The organism is Bacillus paramobilis, from assembly GCF_038096195.1.
In the GTDB taxonomy this organism is placed as follows: Bacteria; Bacillota; Bacilli; order Bacillales; family Bacillaceae_G; genus Bacillus_A; species Bacillus_A mobilis.
Map to the genome: position 1 here is coordinate 5,152,848 of NZ_CP151108.1, position 14,079 is coordinate 5,166,926.

General features: G+C 40.9%; 25 protein-coding genes. All 25 read right to left on the minus strand.

The window, feature by feature from the left end; all coding sequences use genetic code 11:
- Window positions 1-29: 29 nt before the first annotated feature.
- The 25 genes from rpmD to AABL52_RS26445 all read right to left on the minus strand — a co-directional run bounded on the left by rpmD (window position 30) and on the right by AABL52_RS26445 (window position 14,012).
- The gene (gene rpmD, locus AABL52_RS26325; protein ID WP_001085231.1) at window positions 30-212 is read right to left on the minus strand and encodes a 50S ribosomal protein L30; all 183 of its coding nucleotides are present in this window, start codon (window positions 210-212) and stop codon (window positions 30-32) included.
- A gap of 13 nt (window positions 213-225) precedes the next feature.
- Window positions 226-726: a 30S ribosomal protein S5 gene (gene rpsE, locus AABL52_RS26330; protein WP_000554646.1), complete on the minus strand. Its 501-nt coding sequence runs from the start codon at window positions 724-726 to the stop codon at window positions 226-228.
- Window positions 727-747: 21 nt separating this feature from the next.
- Complete coding sequence (rplR, locus tag AABL52_RS26335; protein WP_000628818.1) at window positions 748-1,110, minus strand: 50S ribosomal protein L18; 363 nt, start codon at window positions 1,108-1,110, stop codon at window positions 748-750.
- Window positions 1,111-1,143: 33 nt separating this feature from the next.
- On the minus strand, window positions 1,144-1,683 hold the full coding sequence (gene rplF, locus AABL52_RS26340) for a 50S ribosomal protein L6 (RefSeq protein WP_000086555.1): 540 nt from the start codon (window positions 1,681-1,683) through the stop codon (window positions 1,144-1,146).
- A gap of 32 nt (window positions 1,684-1,715) precedes the next feature.
- Window positions 1,716-2,114, minus strand: a complete 399-nt coding sequence (gene rpsH / locus AABL52_RS26345) for a 30S ribosomal protein S8 (protein WP_000245511.1) — start codon at window positions 2,112-2,114, stop codon at window positions 1,716-1,718.
- Window positions 2,115-2,143: 29 nt separating this feature from the next.
- Window positions 2,144-2,329: a 30S ribosomal protein S14 gene (gene rpsN / locus AABL52_RS26350; RefSeq protein ID WP_001085700.1), complete on the minus strand. Its 186-nt coding sequence runs from the start codon at window positions 2,327-2,329 to the stop codon at window positions 2,144-2,146.
- Window positions 2,330-2,362: 33 nt separating this feature from the next.
- On the minus strand, window positions 2,363-2,902 hold the full coding sequence (rplE, locus tag AABL52_RS26355; RefSeq protein ID WP_001080829.1) for a 50S ribosomal protein L5: 540 nt from the start codon (window positions 2,900-2,902) through the stop codon (window positions 2,363-2,365).
- A gap of 26 nt (window positions 2,903-2,928) precedes the next feature.
- Window positions 2,929-3,240 carry a 50S ribosomal protein L24 gene (rplX, locus tag AABL52_RS26360; RefSeq protein ID WP_000558201.1) on the minus strand — a complete coding sequence of 104 codons (312 nt, stop codon included), beginning with the start codon at window positions 3,238-3,240 and terminating at the stop codon, window positions 2,929-2,931.
- A 38-nt stretch (window positions 3,241-3,278) separates the two neighbouring features.
- Window positions 3,279-3,647, minus strand: a complete 369-nt coding sequence (rplN, locus tag AABL52_RS26365; RefSeq protein WP_000615912.1) for a 50S ribosomal protein L14 — start codon at window positions 3,645-3,647, stop codon at window positions 3,279-3,281.
- A gap of 43 nt (window positions 3,648-3,690) precedes the next feature.
- Window positions 3,691-3,954: a 30S ribosomal protein S17 gene (gene rpsQ / locus AABL52_RS26370; protein WP_000004106.1), complete on the minus strand. Its 264-nt coding sequence runs from the start codon at window positions 3,952-3,954 to the stop codon at window positions 3,691-3,693.
- 20 nt (window positions 3,955-3,974) lie between these two features.
- Window positions 3,975-4,175 carry a 50S ribosomal protein L29 gene (gene rpmC, locus AABL52_RS26375; RefSeq protein WP_000855718.1) on the minus strand — a complete coding sequence of 67 codons (201 nt, stop codon included), beginning with the start codon at window positions 4,173-4,175 and terminating at the stop codon, window positions 3,975-3,977.
- Window positions 4,165-4,599 (minus strand): 50S ribosomal protein L16, encoded by a 435-nt coding sequence (rplP, locus tag AABL52_RS26380; protein WP_000928969.1) that lies wholly within the window; start codon window positions 4,597-4,599, stop codon window positions 4,165-4,167. Before rplP ends, rpmC begins: the two co-directional genes overlap by 11 nt.
- A gap of 1 nt (window position 4,600) precedes the next feature.
- Window positions 4,601-5,260, minus strand: coding sequence for a 30S ribosomal protein S3 (gene rpsC, locus AABL52_RS26385; RefSeq protein WP_000529958.1), 660 nt, complete (start codon window positions 5,258-5,260; stop codon window positions 4,601-4,603).
- 3 nt (window positions 5,261-5,263) lie between these two features.
- The gene (gene rplV / locus AABL52_RS26390; protein ID WP_001148024.1) at window positions 5,264-5,605 is read right to left on the minus strand and encodes a 50S ribosomal protein L22; all 342 of its coding nucleotides are present in this window, start codon (window positions 5,603-5,605) and stop codon (window positions 5,264-5,266) included.
- Between the two features lie 17 nt (window positions 5,606-5,622).
- Window positions 5,623-5,901 (minus strand): 30S ribosomal protein S19, encoded by a 279-nt coding sequence (rpsS, locus tag AABL52_RS26395; protein ID WP_000124454.1) that lies wholly within the window; start codon window positions 5,899-5,901, stop codon window positions 5,623-5,625.
- A 60-nt stretch (window positions 5,902-5,961) separates the two neighbouring features.
- Window positions 5,962-6,792, minus strand: a complete 831-nt coding sequence (gene rplB, locus AABL52_RS26400; RefSeq protein WP_000511582.1) for a 50S ribosomal protein L2 — start codon at window positions 6,790-6,792, stop codon at window positions 5,962-5,964.
- 28 nt (window positions 6,793-6,820) lie between these two features.
- Window positions 6,821-7,111, minus strand: a complete 291-nt coding sequence (rplW, locus tag AABL52_RS26405) for a 50S ribosomal protein L23 (RefSeq protein WP_001205558.1) — start codon at window positions 7,109-7,111, stop codon at window positions 6,821-6,823.
- Window positions 7,111-7,734, minus strand: coding sequence for a 50S ribosomal protein L4 (rplD, locus tag AABL52_RS26410; protein ID WP_001127258.1), 624 nt, complete (start codon window positions 7,732-7,734; stop codon window positions 7,111-7,113). Before rplD ends, rplW begins: the two co-directional genes overlap by 1 nt.
- Window positions 7,735-7,758: 24 nt before the next feature.
- Window positions 7,759-8,391, minus strand: coding sequence for a 50S ribosomal protein L3 (rplC, locus tag AABL52_RS26415; RefSeq protein ID WP_000160209.1), 633 nt, complete (start codon window positions 8,389-8,391; stop codon window positions 7,759-7,761).
- A 34-nt stretch (window positions 8,392-8,425) separates the two neighbouring features.
- Window positions 8,426-8,734 carry a 30S ribosomal protein S10 gene (rpsJ, locus tag AABL52_RS26420; RefSeq protein WP_001040595.1) on the minus strand — a complete coding sequence of 103 codons (309 nt, stop codon included), beginning with the start codon at window positions 8,732-8,734 and terminating at the stop codon, window positions 8,426-8,428.
- A 400-nt stretch (window positions 8,735-9,134) separates the two neighbouring features.
- Window positions 9,135-10,322 (minus strand): elongation factor Tu, encoded by a 1,188-nt coding sequence (tuf, locus tag AABL52_RS26425; RefSeq protein WP_001029617.1) that lies wholly within the window; start codon window positions 10,320-10,322, stop codon window positions 9,135-9,137.
- A 117-nt stretch (window positions 10,323-10,439) separates the two neighbouring features.
- Window positions 10,440-12,518, minus strand: coding sequence for an elongation factor G (fusA, locus tag AABL52_RS26430; protein WP_000090359.1), 2,079 nt, complete (start codon window positions 12,516-12,518; stop codon window positions 10,440-10,442).
- 208 nt (window positions 12,519-12,726) lie between these two features.
- A complete protein-coding gene (gene rpsG / locus AABL52_RS26435; protein ID WP_001137490.1) occupies window positions 12,727-13,197 on the minus strand; it encodes a 30S ribosomal protein S7 in 471 nt (156 codons plus the stop codon).
- Between the two features lie 29 nt (window positions 13,198-13,226).
- Window positions 13,227-13,649: a 30S ribosomal protein S12 gene (gene rpsL / locus AABL52_RS26440; protein ID WP_001142341.1), complete on the minus strand. Its 423-nt coding sequence runs from the start codon at window positions 13,647-13,649 to the stop codon at window positions 13,227-13,229.
- A gap of 114 nt (window positions 13,650-13,763) precedes the next feature.
- Window positions 13,764-14,012, minus strand: coding sequence for a 50S ribosomal protein L7ae-like protein (locus tag AABL52_RS26445; protein WP_000121828.1), 249 nt, complete (start codon window positions 14,010-14,012; stop codon window positions 13,764-13,766).
- Between the last annotated feature and the right edge of the window lie 67 nt (window positions 14,013-14,079).

The following is a 14,079-nucleotide window of genomic DNA, read 5'->3' on the forward strand; positions in this document are numbered from 1 at the left end:
AGGCACCTCCTTATATTAATGAGTTATCCTTAAGCTTCTTTTACAGTTATAAGGTGAGAAACTTTGTTGATCATACCAAGAATAGCAGGAGTTTCTTCCTTAACTACAGTTGAATTCAACTTTTTAAGACCTAAAGCTTCTACCGTCGCACGTTGATCTTGTGGACGACCAATTACACTACGAGTGAGGGTAATTTCTAACTTTTTCGCCATTTGTTTTCCCTCCTTAACCTAGTAGCTCTTCTACAGATTTACCGCGTAATTTTGCAACATCTTCAGCGCGCTTAAGTTCGCTTAATCCGTTCACAGTAGCGCGAATCATGTTGATTGGTGTGTTAGAACCAAGAGATTTCGAAAGAATATCTTGTACACCAGCTAATTCAAGTACCGCACGAACAGGTCCACCAGCAATAACACCAGTACCTTCAGCAGCAGGTTTTAAGAATACTTCACCAGCTCCAAAGTGACCGTTGATTGTGTGTGGAATTGTTGTACCAACTAATGGTACAGCGATTAAGTTTTTCTTAGCGTCTTCGATTGCTTTGCGGATTGCGTCTGGTACCTCTTGTGCTTTACCAGTACCGAATCCAACATGACCGTTTTTATCGCCAACTACAACTAGTGCAGCAAAGCGGAAACGACGACCACCCTTAACAACTTTCGCGACACGATTTATCGTAACTACACGTTCTTCAAGTTCTAATTTACTTGGGTCAATGCGATGCATCAATTTTCCCTCCTTTGACCATTAAAATTGTAATCCAGCCTCACGAGCAGCTTCAGCTAGAGCTTTAACACGGCCATGGTATAAGTAACCACCGCGATCGAATACTACTTCTTTAACGCCTTTCTCTACAGCACGCTTAGCAACTGATTCTCCTACTTTCGTAGCAGCTTCAGTATTGCTAGTACCGTTAAGAGCAAGGTCTTTATCAAGAGTAGATGCACTTACTAACGTTACACCATTCACATCATCAATAACTTGAGCGTAAATATGTTGGTTAGAACGGAACACGTTTAAACGTGGACGCTCTGCAGTACCAGTAAGTTTAGCACGTACACGTGCATGTCTTTTCTTACGAGTCGCATTTTTATCAGCTTTAGTGATCATTTTCTTGTCACTCCTTTCTCTCACCTAACGGGTTTACTTAGCAGTTTTACCTTCTTTACGACGAACAACTTCGCCTTCGTAACGAATACCTTTACCTTTATATGGCTCAGGAGCACGTACAGCACGGATGTTAGCAGCAAATTCGCCAACACGTTGCTTGTCGATACCTTTGATTACGATTTTAGTTGGTGCAGGTACTTCAACTTCAAGACCTGCTTCCGGAGTCATTTCTACTGGATGAGAATAACCTACGCTTAATACAAGTTTATCACCTTGTTTTTGAGCACGGTAACCAACACCGACTAATTCAAGTCCGCGTGCGAAACCTGCAGTTACACCTTCAACCATGTTTCCGATTAAAGCACGAGTTGTACCGTGTAATGCACGGTGGTCCTTCTGTTCAGATGGACGCTCAACTGTTAATGTATTCTCTTCAATTTTGATAAGCATATCAGCATTGAAAGTACGAGTTAATTCACCTTTAGGGCCTTTTACTGTTACAGTATTGTCTTCTGCAACTGTAATAGTAACACCTGCAGGGATTTCAAGAATCTTTTTACCAATACGAGACATGTGGTCACACCTCCGTTCGTTTTAAATATATATTACCAAACGTATGCTACTACTTCTCCACCAGTTTGTAATTGACGAGCGTCTTTGTCCGTCATTACTCCCTTAGATGTAGAAACAAGAGCGATACCTAATCCGTTAAGTACACGTGGTACTTCATCAGCTTTAGCGTAAACGCGTAAGCCAGGTTTACTGATACGTTTTAATCCAGTGATTACACGTTCATTGTTTGCACCATATTTCAGGAAAATACGAAGGATACCTTGTTTGTTATCCTCGATGTATTCTACATCACGAATGAAACCTTCACGTTTTAAAAGTTCAGCGATCTCTTTTTTGATTTTAGAAGCAGGAACCTCTAATTTCTCATGACGTACCATGTTCGCATTACGGATGCGAGTAAGCATGTCTGCAATTGGATCTGTCATCACCATGTGTTTTACCTCCTTCCCATTTGTGGGTTTTACCAACTAGCTTTTTTAACACCAGGAATTTGACCTTTATATGCAAGTTCACGGAAACAAATACGGCAAAGCTTAAATTTGCGGTATACAGAATGCGGACGACCGCAGCGTTCGCAACGTGTATACTCTTGTACTTTAAACTTAGGAGTACGCTTTTGTTTCGCTATCATAGATTTTTTAGCCACGTTTTCGCCTCCTCTACTTAGCGTTGGCTTCCATTATTTTTGGAATGGCATACCGAATTGTGTTAACAGTTCACGAGCTTCTTCATCAGTTTTCGCTGTAGTAACGATTACGATGTCCATACCGCGGACTTTGCTTACTTTATCATAATCAATCTCAGGGAAGATAAGTTGCTCTTTAACACCTAATGTGTAGTTCCCACGACCATCGAATGATTTCTTAGAAACACCACGGAAATCACGTACACGTGGTAAAGAAACTGATACTAATTTGTCGAAGAATTCATACATTTGCTCGCCGCGTAAAGTTACTTTCGCACCGATTGGCATACCTTCACGAAGACGGAAACCAGCGATTGATTTTTTAGCACGAGTTACAACAGGTTTTTGACCTGCGATTTGTGTTAATTCTTCTACTGCATTGTCTAAAGCTTTTGAGTTAGATACCGCGTCACCAACACCAGTGTTGATTACGATCTTTTCGATTTTCGGTACTTCCATCACAGATTTATAGTTAAACTTGCTCACTAGAGCAGGAGTAATTTCCTTTTGGAACTTCTCTTTAAGGCGATTCAATGAAGTGACCTCCTTTCTTAAGAAAATTATTTATCTAATAATTCACCAGATTTTTTTGCAATACGAACTTTTTTACCATCTTCTACTTTGAAGCCTACGCGAGTAGGTTCACCTGTTTTAGGATCTAAAACCATAACGTTAGAAACGTGAATAGGTGCTTCTTTAGTAATAATTCCACCTTGTGGATTTAATTGAGATGGCTTAGAGTGTTTTTTAACGATGTTAACACCCTCAACGATAACACGGTTTTGCTTTGGGAAAGCCACAAGGATAACGCCTTGTTTTCCTTTGTCTTTACCAGTGATTACCTGTACTTTATCACCTTTTTTTACATGCATCTTAATTCTGCACCTCCTTAGCAAGGCAATACCTTAAATTATAGAACTTCTGGAGCTAAAGAAACGATCTTCATGAAGTTGCTATCACGTAATTCACGAGCTACTGGTCCGAAGATACGAGTACCACGTGGGCTCTTATCGTCTTTAATGATAACCGCTGCGTTTTCATCAAATTTGATGTAAGAACCGTCCGGACGACGAGCTCCGCTCTTCGTACGTACTACTACTGCTTTAACAACGTCACCTTTTTTAACAACGCCACCTGGTGTTGCTTGTTTTACCGTAGCAACGATAATATCACCGATGTTAGCATATTTACGACCAGAGCCGCCTAATACTTTAATTGTTAAAAGTTCACGTGCACCAGAGTTGTCAGCAACTTTCAAACGAGATTCTTGTTGGATCATCTTATGAAACCTCCCTTCGGACTAAAAATTCCGATTCATCTATTTAGATAATAACCGCTTCTTCAACGATTTCAACTAAACGGAAACGCTTAGTAGCAGAAAGCGGGCGAGTTTCCATGATTTTAACGATATCGCCAAGTTTCGCTTGGTTTTGCTCATCATGGGCTTTGTACTTCTTAGAATACTTAACACGCTTTCCGTACAAGGAATGAGTTTTGTAAGTTTCAACTAAAACTGTAATCGTTTTGTCCATTTTGTCAGACACAACACGACCAGTATAAACTTTGCGTTGGTTACGTTCGCTCACTATGCAAACCTCCCCTCAATTTATCGATTAATTCCGATCTCTCTTTCACGAACTACAGTTTTCATACGAGCAATTGCTTTACGCACTTCACGAATGCGAGTTGGATTCTCTAATTGTCCTGTAGCAAGTTGGAAGCGAAGATTGAACAATTCTTCCTTTAAAGCTTTAACTTTTGTTTCGATTTCGGCAGTGGTTAATTCACGAATATCATTAGTTTTCATTAGATTCACCACCATTTTCTTCACGTTTTACGAATTTACATTTCACAGGTAACTTGTGAGCTGCAAGACGTAATGCTTCGCGTGCTACCTCTTCAGATACACCCGCGATTTCGAACATAATTTTCCCAGGTTTTACTACTGCTACCCAGCCTTCTGGTGCCCCTTTACCGGAACCCATACGTACTTCTAGAGGTTTTGCAGTGTAAGGTTTAGAAGGGAAAATTTTAATCCATACTTTACCGCCACGTTTCATGTAACGAGTCATTGCACGACGAGCAGCTTCGATTTGACGGTTTGTAATCCATGAAGCAGCTTGTGCTTGTAAACCGAATTCACCGAAAGCAATTTCAGTTCCACCTTTTGCACGACCACGCATTTTACCACGATGCTCTCTACGATATTTTACGCGTTTTGGCATTAACATATTATTTTCCTCCTTCCTCAGAAGCTTTCTTTTTTGTAGGAAGGACTTCTCCACGGTAGATCCATACTTTTACGCCTAATTTACCGTATGTTGTATCAGCTTCAACTGCTGCATAGTCAATATCAGCGCGAAGTGTATGAAGTGGAACAGTTCCTTCACTGTAAGATTCTGCACGAGCGATATCAGCTCCGCCAAGACGACCAGAAACCTGTGTTTTAATACCTTTAGCACCTGCACGCATAGCACGTTGAATAACTTGCTTTTGTGCACGACGGAATGATACACGGTTTTCTAATTGACGAGCAATGTTTTCGCCTACTAATTTAGCGTTAAGATCAGCTCTCTTAACTTCTAAAATGTTGATGTGTACACGCTTGCCTGTTAATTGGTTAAGAGCTTTACGAAGTGCTTCAACTTCAGTACCACCTTTACCAATTACCATACCAGGTTTTGCAGTGTGAATTGTAACATTTACACGATTTGCTGCACGTTCGATTTCTACTTTAGCAACAGCAGAATCTTTTAAGCGTACAGTAATGTACTCACGGATTTTGATGTCTTCATGTAATAATGTAGCATAATCTTTCTCTGCGAACCAACGAGATTCCCAGTCACGGATAACGCCGACACGAAGACCAATTGGATTAACCTTTTGACCCATCGATTATCCCTCCTTCTTTTCTGATACCACAACTGTGATGTGGCTTGTGCGTTTGTTAATTTGGCTTGCACGACCCATTGCACGTGGACGGAAACGTTTCAACGTTGGACCTTCGTCAACGAAAACTTTTTCAACAACTAGGTTGTTAATATCCATCTCATAATTGTGCTCTGCATTTGCGATTGCAGATTTTAAAACTTTCTCTACAACTGGAGAAGCAGTTTTTGGTGTGTGGTTAAGGATAGCAATCGCTTCACCCACTTGCTTACCTCGGATTAAGTCTACTACTAAACGAACTTTACGAGGAGCAATACGAACTGTTCTCGCTACTGCTTTAGCTTGCATTGAAGTGCCTCCTCTCATTATCTTCTAGTTTTCTTATCGTCAGCAAGGTGACCTTTATACGTACGAGTTGGTGCGAATTCACCTAACTTATGGCCAACCATATCCTCAGTGATGTACACAGGTACGTGTTTACGACCATCATATACAGCGATTGTGTGTCCGATGAACTGAGGGAAGATTGTTGAACGGCGAGACCAAGTTTTAACAACTTGTTTTTGCTCAGATGCAACTAATTTTTCCATTTTGCTCATTAAGTGATCATCGACAAATGGTCCTTTTTTTAAGCTACGAGCCATTTTGGTGCCTCCCTTCGTGATTGGCGTACGGTTCTAGAAATGAACCGTACTACAATCCCATTATTTTTTACGACGACGAACGATGAATTTGTCAGACGCTTTGTTTTTCTTACGAGTCTTGAATCCAAGAGTTGGTTTACCCCATGGAGACATTGGAGACTTACGTCCGATTGGAGAACGTCCTTCACCACCACCGTGTGGGTGATCAACCGGGTTCATTACAGAACCACGAACTGTTGGGCGTTTACCTAACCAGCGAGAGCGACCTGCTTTACCGATCTTGATAAGTTCGTGTTGTTCGTTACCTACTTGACCGATTGAAGCGCGACAAGCAGATAATACAAGACGTACTTCACCAGAAGTTAAACGTACAAGTACGTATTTACCTTCTTTACCAAGTACTTGAGCAGATGTACCAGCAGAACGAACTAATTGTCCGCCACGACCAGGCTTAAGCTCGATGTTATGAACAACAGTACCTACTGGAATGTTGATTAATGGTAATGCGTTACCGATTTTGATGTCAGCTTCTGGGCCAGACATAACTTCCATACCTACTTCTAAGTTCTTAGGAGCAAGAATGTAACGTTTTTCACCGTCAACGTAGTTAATTAATGCGATATTCGCAGAGCGGTTTGGATCGTATTCGATCGTAGCAACGCGTCCTGGAATTCCATCTTTGTTACGCTTAAAGTCGATGATACGGTATTGACGCTTATGTCCGCCACCTTGATGACGTACAGTAATTTTACCTTGGTTATTACGACCAGCTTTCTTGCTTAAAGGAGCAAGTAATGACTTTTCTGGTCTGTCAGTCGTGATTTCAGCGAAATCATTCGTAGTCATATTACGACGACCGTTAGTAGTTGGATTATACTTTTTAATTCCCATCTCAATTTCCCTCCTTCTTTAGTAAGAATTAAACGCCTTGGAAGATTTCGATTTCTTTGCTGTCAGCAGTTAGCTTAACGATTGCTTTACGACGACGGCTAGTAAAACCAGCGTGACGACCAACGCGTTTTGCTTTCGGCTTGTAGTTCATGATGTTCACTTTTTCTACTTTAACACCAAAGATCGCTTCAAGAGCATCTTTAACTTCTGTTTTATTAGATTTAACGTCCACATCGAACGTGTATTTTTTTTCAGCCATCATTTCCATAGAACGTTCAGTGATAACTGGGCGCTTAATGATATCACGAGGATCTCTCATTATGCAAGCACCTCCTCTACTTTTTCCACTGCCGCTTTTGTCATGATTAGCTTATCATGATGAAGCACGTCTAAAACGTTTACGCCATCAGCAGTGATTACTGTTACTCCAGGGATATTGCGAGCAGATAACTCTACAGATTCGTTTGCATCAGCAGTTACGATAAGAGCTTTCTTCTCAACAGTTAATCCTTTAAGTACTGCTAGCATGTCTTTTGTTTTTGGTGCATTTAACACTAGGTCTTCAAGAACTACAATGTTGTTCTCAACTACTTTAGTAGCTAATGCAGATTTGATTGCTAAACGACGCACCTTCTTAGGAAGTTTGTACGCATAGCTTCTTGGTGTAGGTCCGAATACCGTACCACCACCACGCCATTGAGGAGAGCGGATAGACCCTTGACGAGCACGTCCAGTTCCTTTTTGACGCCATGGTTTACGACCACCACCACGAACTTCAGAACGAGTTTTTACTTTGTGTGTACCTTGACGTAAAGATGCACGTTGCATCATTACAGCTTCGAAAAGTACAGCTTCATTTGGTTCGATACCGAAAATAGCTTCAGCTAATTCGATTTCACCAACCTGTGAACCAGTTTGGTTATATACAGTAACTTTTGGCATTGGAATTCCTCCTTCCTATGTGAATTATTTGCTAACCTTCACAGCGCCTTGAACAACTACAAGAGATTTCTTAGCACCTGGAACGTTACCTTTTACTAGTAATAAGTTGCGCTCAGTGTCAACTTGAACGATTTCTAAGTTTTGGATAGTAACTTGGTCTCCACCCATACGTCCAGCAAGTTTTTTACCTTTGAATACACGGTTCGGAGCAACTGGGCCCATTGAACCTGGACGACGGTGATAGCGAGAACCATGAGACATAGGTCCGCGAGATTGTCCGTGGCGTTTGATAACACCTTGGAAACCTTTACCTTTAGAAATTCCTGTTACGTCAACGATTTCACCTGCAGCGAAAACTTCAACTTTTACCTCTTGACCAACCTCTAATCCGTCCACGTCTGCATCGCGGATTTCGCGAATGAAGCGCTTAGGAGTTGTAGATGCTTTAGCAGTGTGGCCTTGTTCAGGTTTGTTAGTTAACTTTTCACGTTTATCTTCAAATCCTAACTGGATTGCATTGTAGCCATCAGTTTCAGTTGTTTTCTTTTGAAGAACAACGTTTGGATTAGCAGCGATAACTGTTACTGGGATTAACTCACCGTTCTCAGCAAATACTTGAGTCATACCGATCTTTCTTCCTAAGATTCCTTTGGTCATGAGTTACACCTCCTACATTTTTAAGTTATATGAATTATAGTTTGATTTCGATATCTACACCAGACGGTAAGTCTAAACGCATTAATGAATCTACTGTTTGTGGAGTAGGACTCACGATATCGATTAAACGTTTGTGTGTGCGCATTTCGAATTGCTCACGAGAATCTTTGTACTTATGAACAGCACGAAGAATTGTGTAAATAGTCTTCTCAGTTGGTAATGGGATCGGACCAGAAACTGTTGCCCCAGAACGCTTAGCTGTTTCTACAATTTTCTCAGCTGATTGATCAAGAATACGGTGATCATAAGCTTTTAAACGGATACGAATTTTTTCTTTTGCCATTATTTTCCCTCCTTCGTTCGCCTATTTCTAAAATAGACCTTCTCCATGGAAATTTCCCCACACCATGCCATGGCAAAGCGGCCGGGTGTGTCAGCAACCTTCCACTTCATCGCAGTCAAAGACCAACATTGTCTATTATACAATGTTATTCGTCTAGATGCAAGCATCTTTTTGTTTGCATCTGCTTTTCTCTACTTTTGCTATTATACATGGCACTTTAAAGAATTTCAAGTTTTCATCTAACAGAATTCATTTTACAGTTTCTGGATTTTAGTTTTACTGATTTCATATTACTATAGAAGAAACTCGTCAAAACATAAAAATAAAATTTCATTCATTATATAACTACAAACAAAAAACCCAAGGGAAGATCCCTTGGGTTTTTTTATATCAGTTAAGATTACTCAACGATAGTTGCAACTACACCGTAACCTACTGTACGTCCACCTTCACGAATAGAGAATTTAGTTCCCTCTTCGATAGCGATTGGAGCGATAAGTTCGATAGTCATTTCGATGTTGTCACCAGGCATTACCATTTCAGTACCTTCTGGTAATTGGATGATACCAGTTACGTCAGTTGTACGGAAGTAGAACTGAGGACGGTAGTTAGCGAAGAATGGAGTGTGACGTCCACCTTCTTCTTTAGATAATACGAAAACTTCAGCTTTGAATTTAGCGTGAGCTTTTACAGAGCCAGTTTTAGCAAGAACTTGTCCACGTTGGATGTCTTCACGAGCAACCCCACGAAGTAAAGCACCGATGTTGTCTCCAGCTTGAGCTTGGTCAAGAAGTTTACGGAACATCTCTACACCAGTTACAGTTGTAGAAGCATTTTCTTCAGCAAGACCGATGATTTCTACTACGTCACCAACTTTAACGATTCCGCGCTCTACACGACCAGTTGCAACTGTACCACGACCTGTGATAGAGAATACATCCTCGATAGGCATTAAGAATGGTTTGTCAGTTTCACGTTCTGGAGTTGGGATGTAAGCATCAACTTCAGTCATTAATTCAATGATTTTTGCTTCCCAATCAGCTTCTCCTTGAAGAGCTTTAAGAGCAGAACCTTTGATTACAGGAATGTCGTCGCCTGGGAATCCGTATTCAGATAATAGGTCACGAACTTCCATTTCTACTAATTCTAATAATTCTTCGTCGTCTACCATGTCGCATTTGTTTAAGAATACAACGATGTAAGGAACACCTACTTGACGAGAAAGAAGGATGTGCTCACGTGTTTGAGGCATTGGGCCATCAGCAGCAGATACTACTAAGATACCGCCGTCCATTTGAGCAGCACCAGTGATCATGTTTTTAACATAGTCAGCGTGACCTGGGCAGTCAACGTGTGCATAGTGACGAGTTTCAGTTTCGTACTCAACGTGTGCAGTTGAGATTGTGATTCCGCGCTCTCTTTCTTCTGGAGCAGCGTCGATTTGATCGTATCCGCGTGCTTCAGCACCACCAGCTTTTGCAAGAACTGTAGTGATCGCAGCAGTTAATGTAGTTTTACCATGGTCAACGTGGCCGATTGTACCGATGTTAACATGGGGTTTAGAACGTTCGAATTTAGCTTTAGCCATTCTAAATTCCTCCTTAGTTTATATAGGTTATTTTATATTTAGTCTAGAAAGTGAAACTTACGTCCCACTTTCTAAGCTTACATAAGTAGTTATACTTGAACAATCGATAAAAATCAATTATTCACCTTTATTTTTTTTGATAATTTCTTCAGAAACAGACTTTGGTACCTCTTCATAGTGATCAAACACCATAGAGAATGTTCCGCGTCCTTGAGTGTTAGAACGTAATGACGTTGCATAACCGAACATTTCAGAAAGTGGAACCATAGCGCGAACAACTTGAGCGTTACCGCGAGCTTCCATACCTTCTACACGTCCACGACGAGATGTTACGTCACCCATAATGTCACCCATGTACTCTTCAGGAATTACAACTTCAACTTTCATCATTGGCTCAAGAATTACTGGGCTACATTTAGAAACCGCAGCTTTAAGTGCCATAGATGCAGCGATTTTGAACGCCATCTCAGATGAATCGACATCATGGTAAGATCCGTCAACTAATGCAGCTTTAATGTCAACTAGTGGATAACCAGCTAGTACACCATTTTTAAGTGCATCTTCAAGACCTGCTCCAACAGCTGGGATGTATTCACGAGGAACTACACCACCGACGATCTTGTTTTCGAATTCGAATCCTTTACCTTCTTCGTTAGGTTCAAACTCAATCCAAACGTGTCCGAATTGTCCACGTCCACCAGATTGACGAGCGAACTTACCTTCAACTTTCGCAGCAGCGCGGAAAGTCTCACGGTATGCTACCTGAGGAGCACCAACGTTTGCTTCAACTTTGAATTCACGGCGCATACGGTCAACGATGATATCAAGGTGAAGTTCACCCATACCAGCGATGATTGTTTGGCCAGTTTCTTGGTCAGTGTGAGCACGGAATGTTGGATCTTCTTCAGAAAGCTTAGACAATGCTGTACCCATTTTATCTTGGTCAGCTTTTGATTTTGGTTCGATAGCTACAGAGATAACTGGCTCTGGGAATTCCATAGACTCAAGGATAACAAGGCTCTTCTCGTCACAAAGAGTATCACCAGTAGTAGTATCTTTTAAACCTACAGCAGCAGCGATATCACCAGCGTAAACTGTTGAAATCTCTTCACGACTGTTAGCGTGCATTTGTAGGATACGACCTACACGCTCACGCTTACCTTTAGTTGAGTTTTTCACGTATGATCCAGAGTTTAACACACCAGAATACACACGGAAGAACGTTAACTTACCAACATAAGGGTCAGTCATGATTTTGAATGCTAAAGCTGCGAATGGTTCTTCATCGCTAGACTTACGTTCGATTTCTTCATCTGTATCCGGAAGAGTACCTTTAATTGCAGGTACGTCTAATGGAGATGGTAGGTAATCGATAACTGCGTCTAACAGAATTTGAACACCTTTATTTTTGAATGCAGAACCACAGATTACTGGGAAGAATTCTACAGAAGTTGTAGCCTTACGGATACCAGCTTTAAGCTCTTCTACAGTGATTTCTTCACCTTCTAGGTACTTCATCATCATTTCTTCATCAAGCTCAGCTACCGCTTCAATAAGCTTTCCACGATATTCTGCAGCTAATTCTTTGTGCTCTTCAGGAATTTCAACACGTTGAATGTCTGTTCCTAAATCGTTACCGTACATGTAAGCACATTCTTCAACAAGGTCAATGATACCATTGAACTCATCTTCAGCACCGATTGGTAACTGAATTGGGTGTGCGTTTGCTTGTAAACGATCGTGGATTGTTCCTACAGAGTATAAGAAATCCGCACCGATTTTATCCATTTTGTTAACGAATACGATACGAGGTACGCCGTAAGTAGTAGCCTGACGCCAAACAGTTTCTGTTTGTGGTTCTACACCAGATTGTGCATCAAGTACTGCTACCGCGCCATCAAGTACGCGTAAAGAACGTTCTACTTCTACTGTGAAGTCTACGTGACCTGGAGTGTCAATGATGTTTACACGGTGACCTTTCCATTGTGCTGTAGTTGCAGCAGAAGTAATTGTGATACCACGCTCTTGCTCTTGCTCCATCCAGTCCATCTGAGATGCACCTTCGTGAGTTTCACCGATTTTATGAATACGTCCTGTGTAATACAGAATACGCTCAGTTGCTGTTGTTTTACCAGCATCGATGTGAGCCATGATACCAATATTACGAGTGTTTTCTAAAGAGAACTCTCTTGCCATTTGGTGTCTTGCTCCTTCCATATATGGATTGGATTTTTTTATTTTAAGTAGCAAAAAAGCCACTTTATATTGTTACACATGTCAGTATGTCCAGTACCCTCATTATGTAAAACGAGCGCCCAACGAAAGGGAGAGGCATTCTCCCTCTCCACACTTCCATAAGCGACAAATAAAGCGGTTTATGCTTACATTTATTTTACGTTGAATCCTACCAACGGTAATGAGCAAATGCTTTGTTAGCTTCTGCCATTTTATGAGTGTCTTCACGTTTCTTAACAGATGCACCAGCGTTGTTAGCTGCATCTAAGATTTCGTAAGCTAGACGCTCTTCCATAGTTTTTTCACCACGAAGACGAGCATAGTTTACTAACCAGCGAAGACCTAAAGTTGTACGGCGTTCTGGACGAACCTCAACTGGAACTTGGTAGTTAGCACCACCAACACGACGAGCACGTACTTCAAGAACAGGCATGATGTTCTTAAGAGCTTGCTCGAATACTTCCATAGGGTCTTTCTCTGAACGTTCACGAACGATATCGAAAGCGTTATAAAGAATTGTTTGAGATTTACCTTTTTTACCGTCAACCATCATTTTGTTGATAAGGCGTGTTACTAGCTTAGATTTGTACATTGGATCTGGTAACACGTCACGTTTCGCAACAGGTCCTTTACGAGGCATATTGAGTTCCTCCTTTCATTTTAAAGTTATTATTTTTTAGCAGGTTTTGGTCGCTTAGTACCATATTTAGAACGTCCTTGCATACGTTTGTCAACACCAGCTGTATCAAGCGCACCACGAACGATGTGGTAACGTACCCCTGGTAAATCCTTTACTCGACCACCGCGAATTAATACTACGCTATGCTCTTGTAGGTTATGACCGATACCTGGGATGTAAGCTGTAACTTCAATACCATTTGTTAAACGTACACGAGCGTATTTACGTAACGCTGAGTTCGGTTTCTTCGGAGTCATTGTACCAACACGAGTACATACACCACGTTTTTGAGGTGCAGAGATATCAGTTGATTTTTTCTTTAAAGAGTTAAAACCTTTGTTTAACGCAGGTGATTTAGACTTCCATACTTTATCAGTACGACCATTTCTCACTAATTGGTTAATAGTAGGCATTTGATTATCCTCCCTTCGCATGTTTGTATGACCACATATCCAGGTGGTTCATTATTAGTTGAAAACAAAGTTTTTGCAAGGAAGAGCAAATGCTCTCTCCTCACAAAAACAGTTTTAACTTATTATTCCTATTGCTGAAGCTCCCACTTGAATCCCCGAAACTTTTCCAAGCTTACGAACTGATTCAACTTTTGTTATGGGTATGTTATGTTGCAAAGCAGTACGAATGATCATATGGGTTAACCGCATATCAGCATCTTCCGCAATAACAACTTCTTTAACTATACCATTTTTGATTGCCTCCAATGTACGTTTATGACCAACGACTACATTTTCAGCATTTGACACTTTTTGATAAGACATATAAATATCCTCCAAAGCATCATTCAGGAGCAACCTTGATTATAGTAACATTTTGATTCATACAATG

Bases quoted from the DNA above. Each gene is read 5' to 3' on its own strand.
- tuf (WP_001029617.1), bottom strand. From the start codon at position 10,322: ATGGCTAAAGCTAAATTCGAACGTTCTAAACCCCATGTTAACATCGGT.
- rpsJ (WP_001040595.1), bottom strand. From the start codon at position 8,734: ATGGCAAAAGAAAAAATTCGTATCCGTTTAAAAGCTTATGATCACCGT.
- rpmC (WP_000855718.1), bottom strand. From the start codon at position 4,175: ATGAAAACTAATGATATTCGTGAATTAACCACTGCCGAAATCGAAACA.
- rpsG (WP_001137490.1), bottom strand. From the start codon at position 13,197: ATGCCTCGTAAAGGACCTGTTGCGAAACGTGACGTGTTACCAGATCCA.
- rplD (WP_001127258.1), bottom strand. From the start codon at position 7,734: ATGCCAAAAGTTACTGTATATAACCAAACTGGTTCACAGGTTGGTGAA.
- rpsL (WP_001142341.1), bottom strand. From the start codon at position 13,649: ATGCCTACTATTAACCAATTAGTGAGAAATGGTCGTACTGATAAAGTA.
- rplP (WP_000928969.1), bottom strand. From the start codon at position 4,599: ATGTTAATGCCAAAACGCGTAAAATATCGTAGAGAGCATCGTGGTAAA.
- rpsS (WP_000124454.1), bottom strand. From the start codon at position 5,901: ATGGCTCGTAGCTTAAAAAAAGGACCATTTGTCGATGATCACTTAATG.
- rplW (WP_001205558.1), bottom strand. From the start codon at position 7,111: ATGAGAGATCCTCGTGATATCATTAAGCGCCCAGTTATCACTGAACGT.
- fusA (WP_000090359.1), bottom strand. From the start codon at position 12,518: ATGGCAAGAGAGTTCTCTTTAGAAAACACTCGTAATATTGGTATCATG.
- AABL52_RS26445 (WP_000121828.1), bottom strand. From the start codon at position 14,012: ATGTCTTATCAAAAAGTGTCAAATGCTGAAAATGTAGTCGTTGGTCAT.
- rplN (WP_000615912.1), bottom strand. From the start codon at position 3,647: ATGATCCAACAAGAATCTCGTTTGAAAGTTGCTGACAACTCTGGTGCA.
- rplF (WP_000086555.1), bottom strand. From the start codon at position 1,683: ATGTCTCGTATTGGTAAAAAGATTCTTGAAATCCCTGCAGGTGTTACT.
- rpsC (WP_000529958.1), bottom strand. From the start codon at position 5,260: ATGGGTCAAAAGGTTAATCCAATTGGTCTTCGTGTCGGCGTTATCCGT.
- rplB (WP_000511582.1), bottom strand. From the start codon at position 6,792: ATGGGAATTAAAAAGTATAATCCAACTACTAACGGTCGTCGTAATATG.
- rplC (WP_000160209.1), bottom strand. From the start codon at position 8,391: ATGACCAAAGGAATCTTAGGAAGAAAGATCGGTATGACTCAAGTATTT.
- rplX (WP_000558201.1), bottom strand. From the start codon at position 3,240: ATGCATGTAAAAAAAGGTGATAAAGTACAGGTAATCACTGGTAAAGAC.
- rpmD (WP_001085231.1), bottom strand. From the start codon at position 212: ATGGCGAAAAAGTTAGAAATTACCCTCACTCGTAGTGTAATTGGTCGT.
- rplR (WP_000628818.1), bottom strand. From the start codon at position 1,110: ATGATCACTAAAGCTGATAAAAATGCGACTCGTAAGAAAAGACATGCA.
- rpsH (WP_000245511.1), bottom strand. From the start codon at position 2,114: ATGGTGATGACAGATCCAATTGCAGACATGCTTACTCGCATCCGTAAT.
- rpsE (WP_000554646.1), bottom strand. From the start codon at position 726: ATGCATCGCATTGACCCAAGTAAATTAGAACTTGAAGAACGTGTAGTT.
- rplV (WP_001148024.1), bottom strand. From the start codon at position 5,605: ATGCAAGCTAAAGCAGTAGCGAGAACAGTTCGTATTGCTCCTCGTAAA.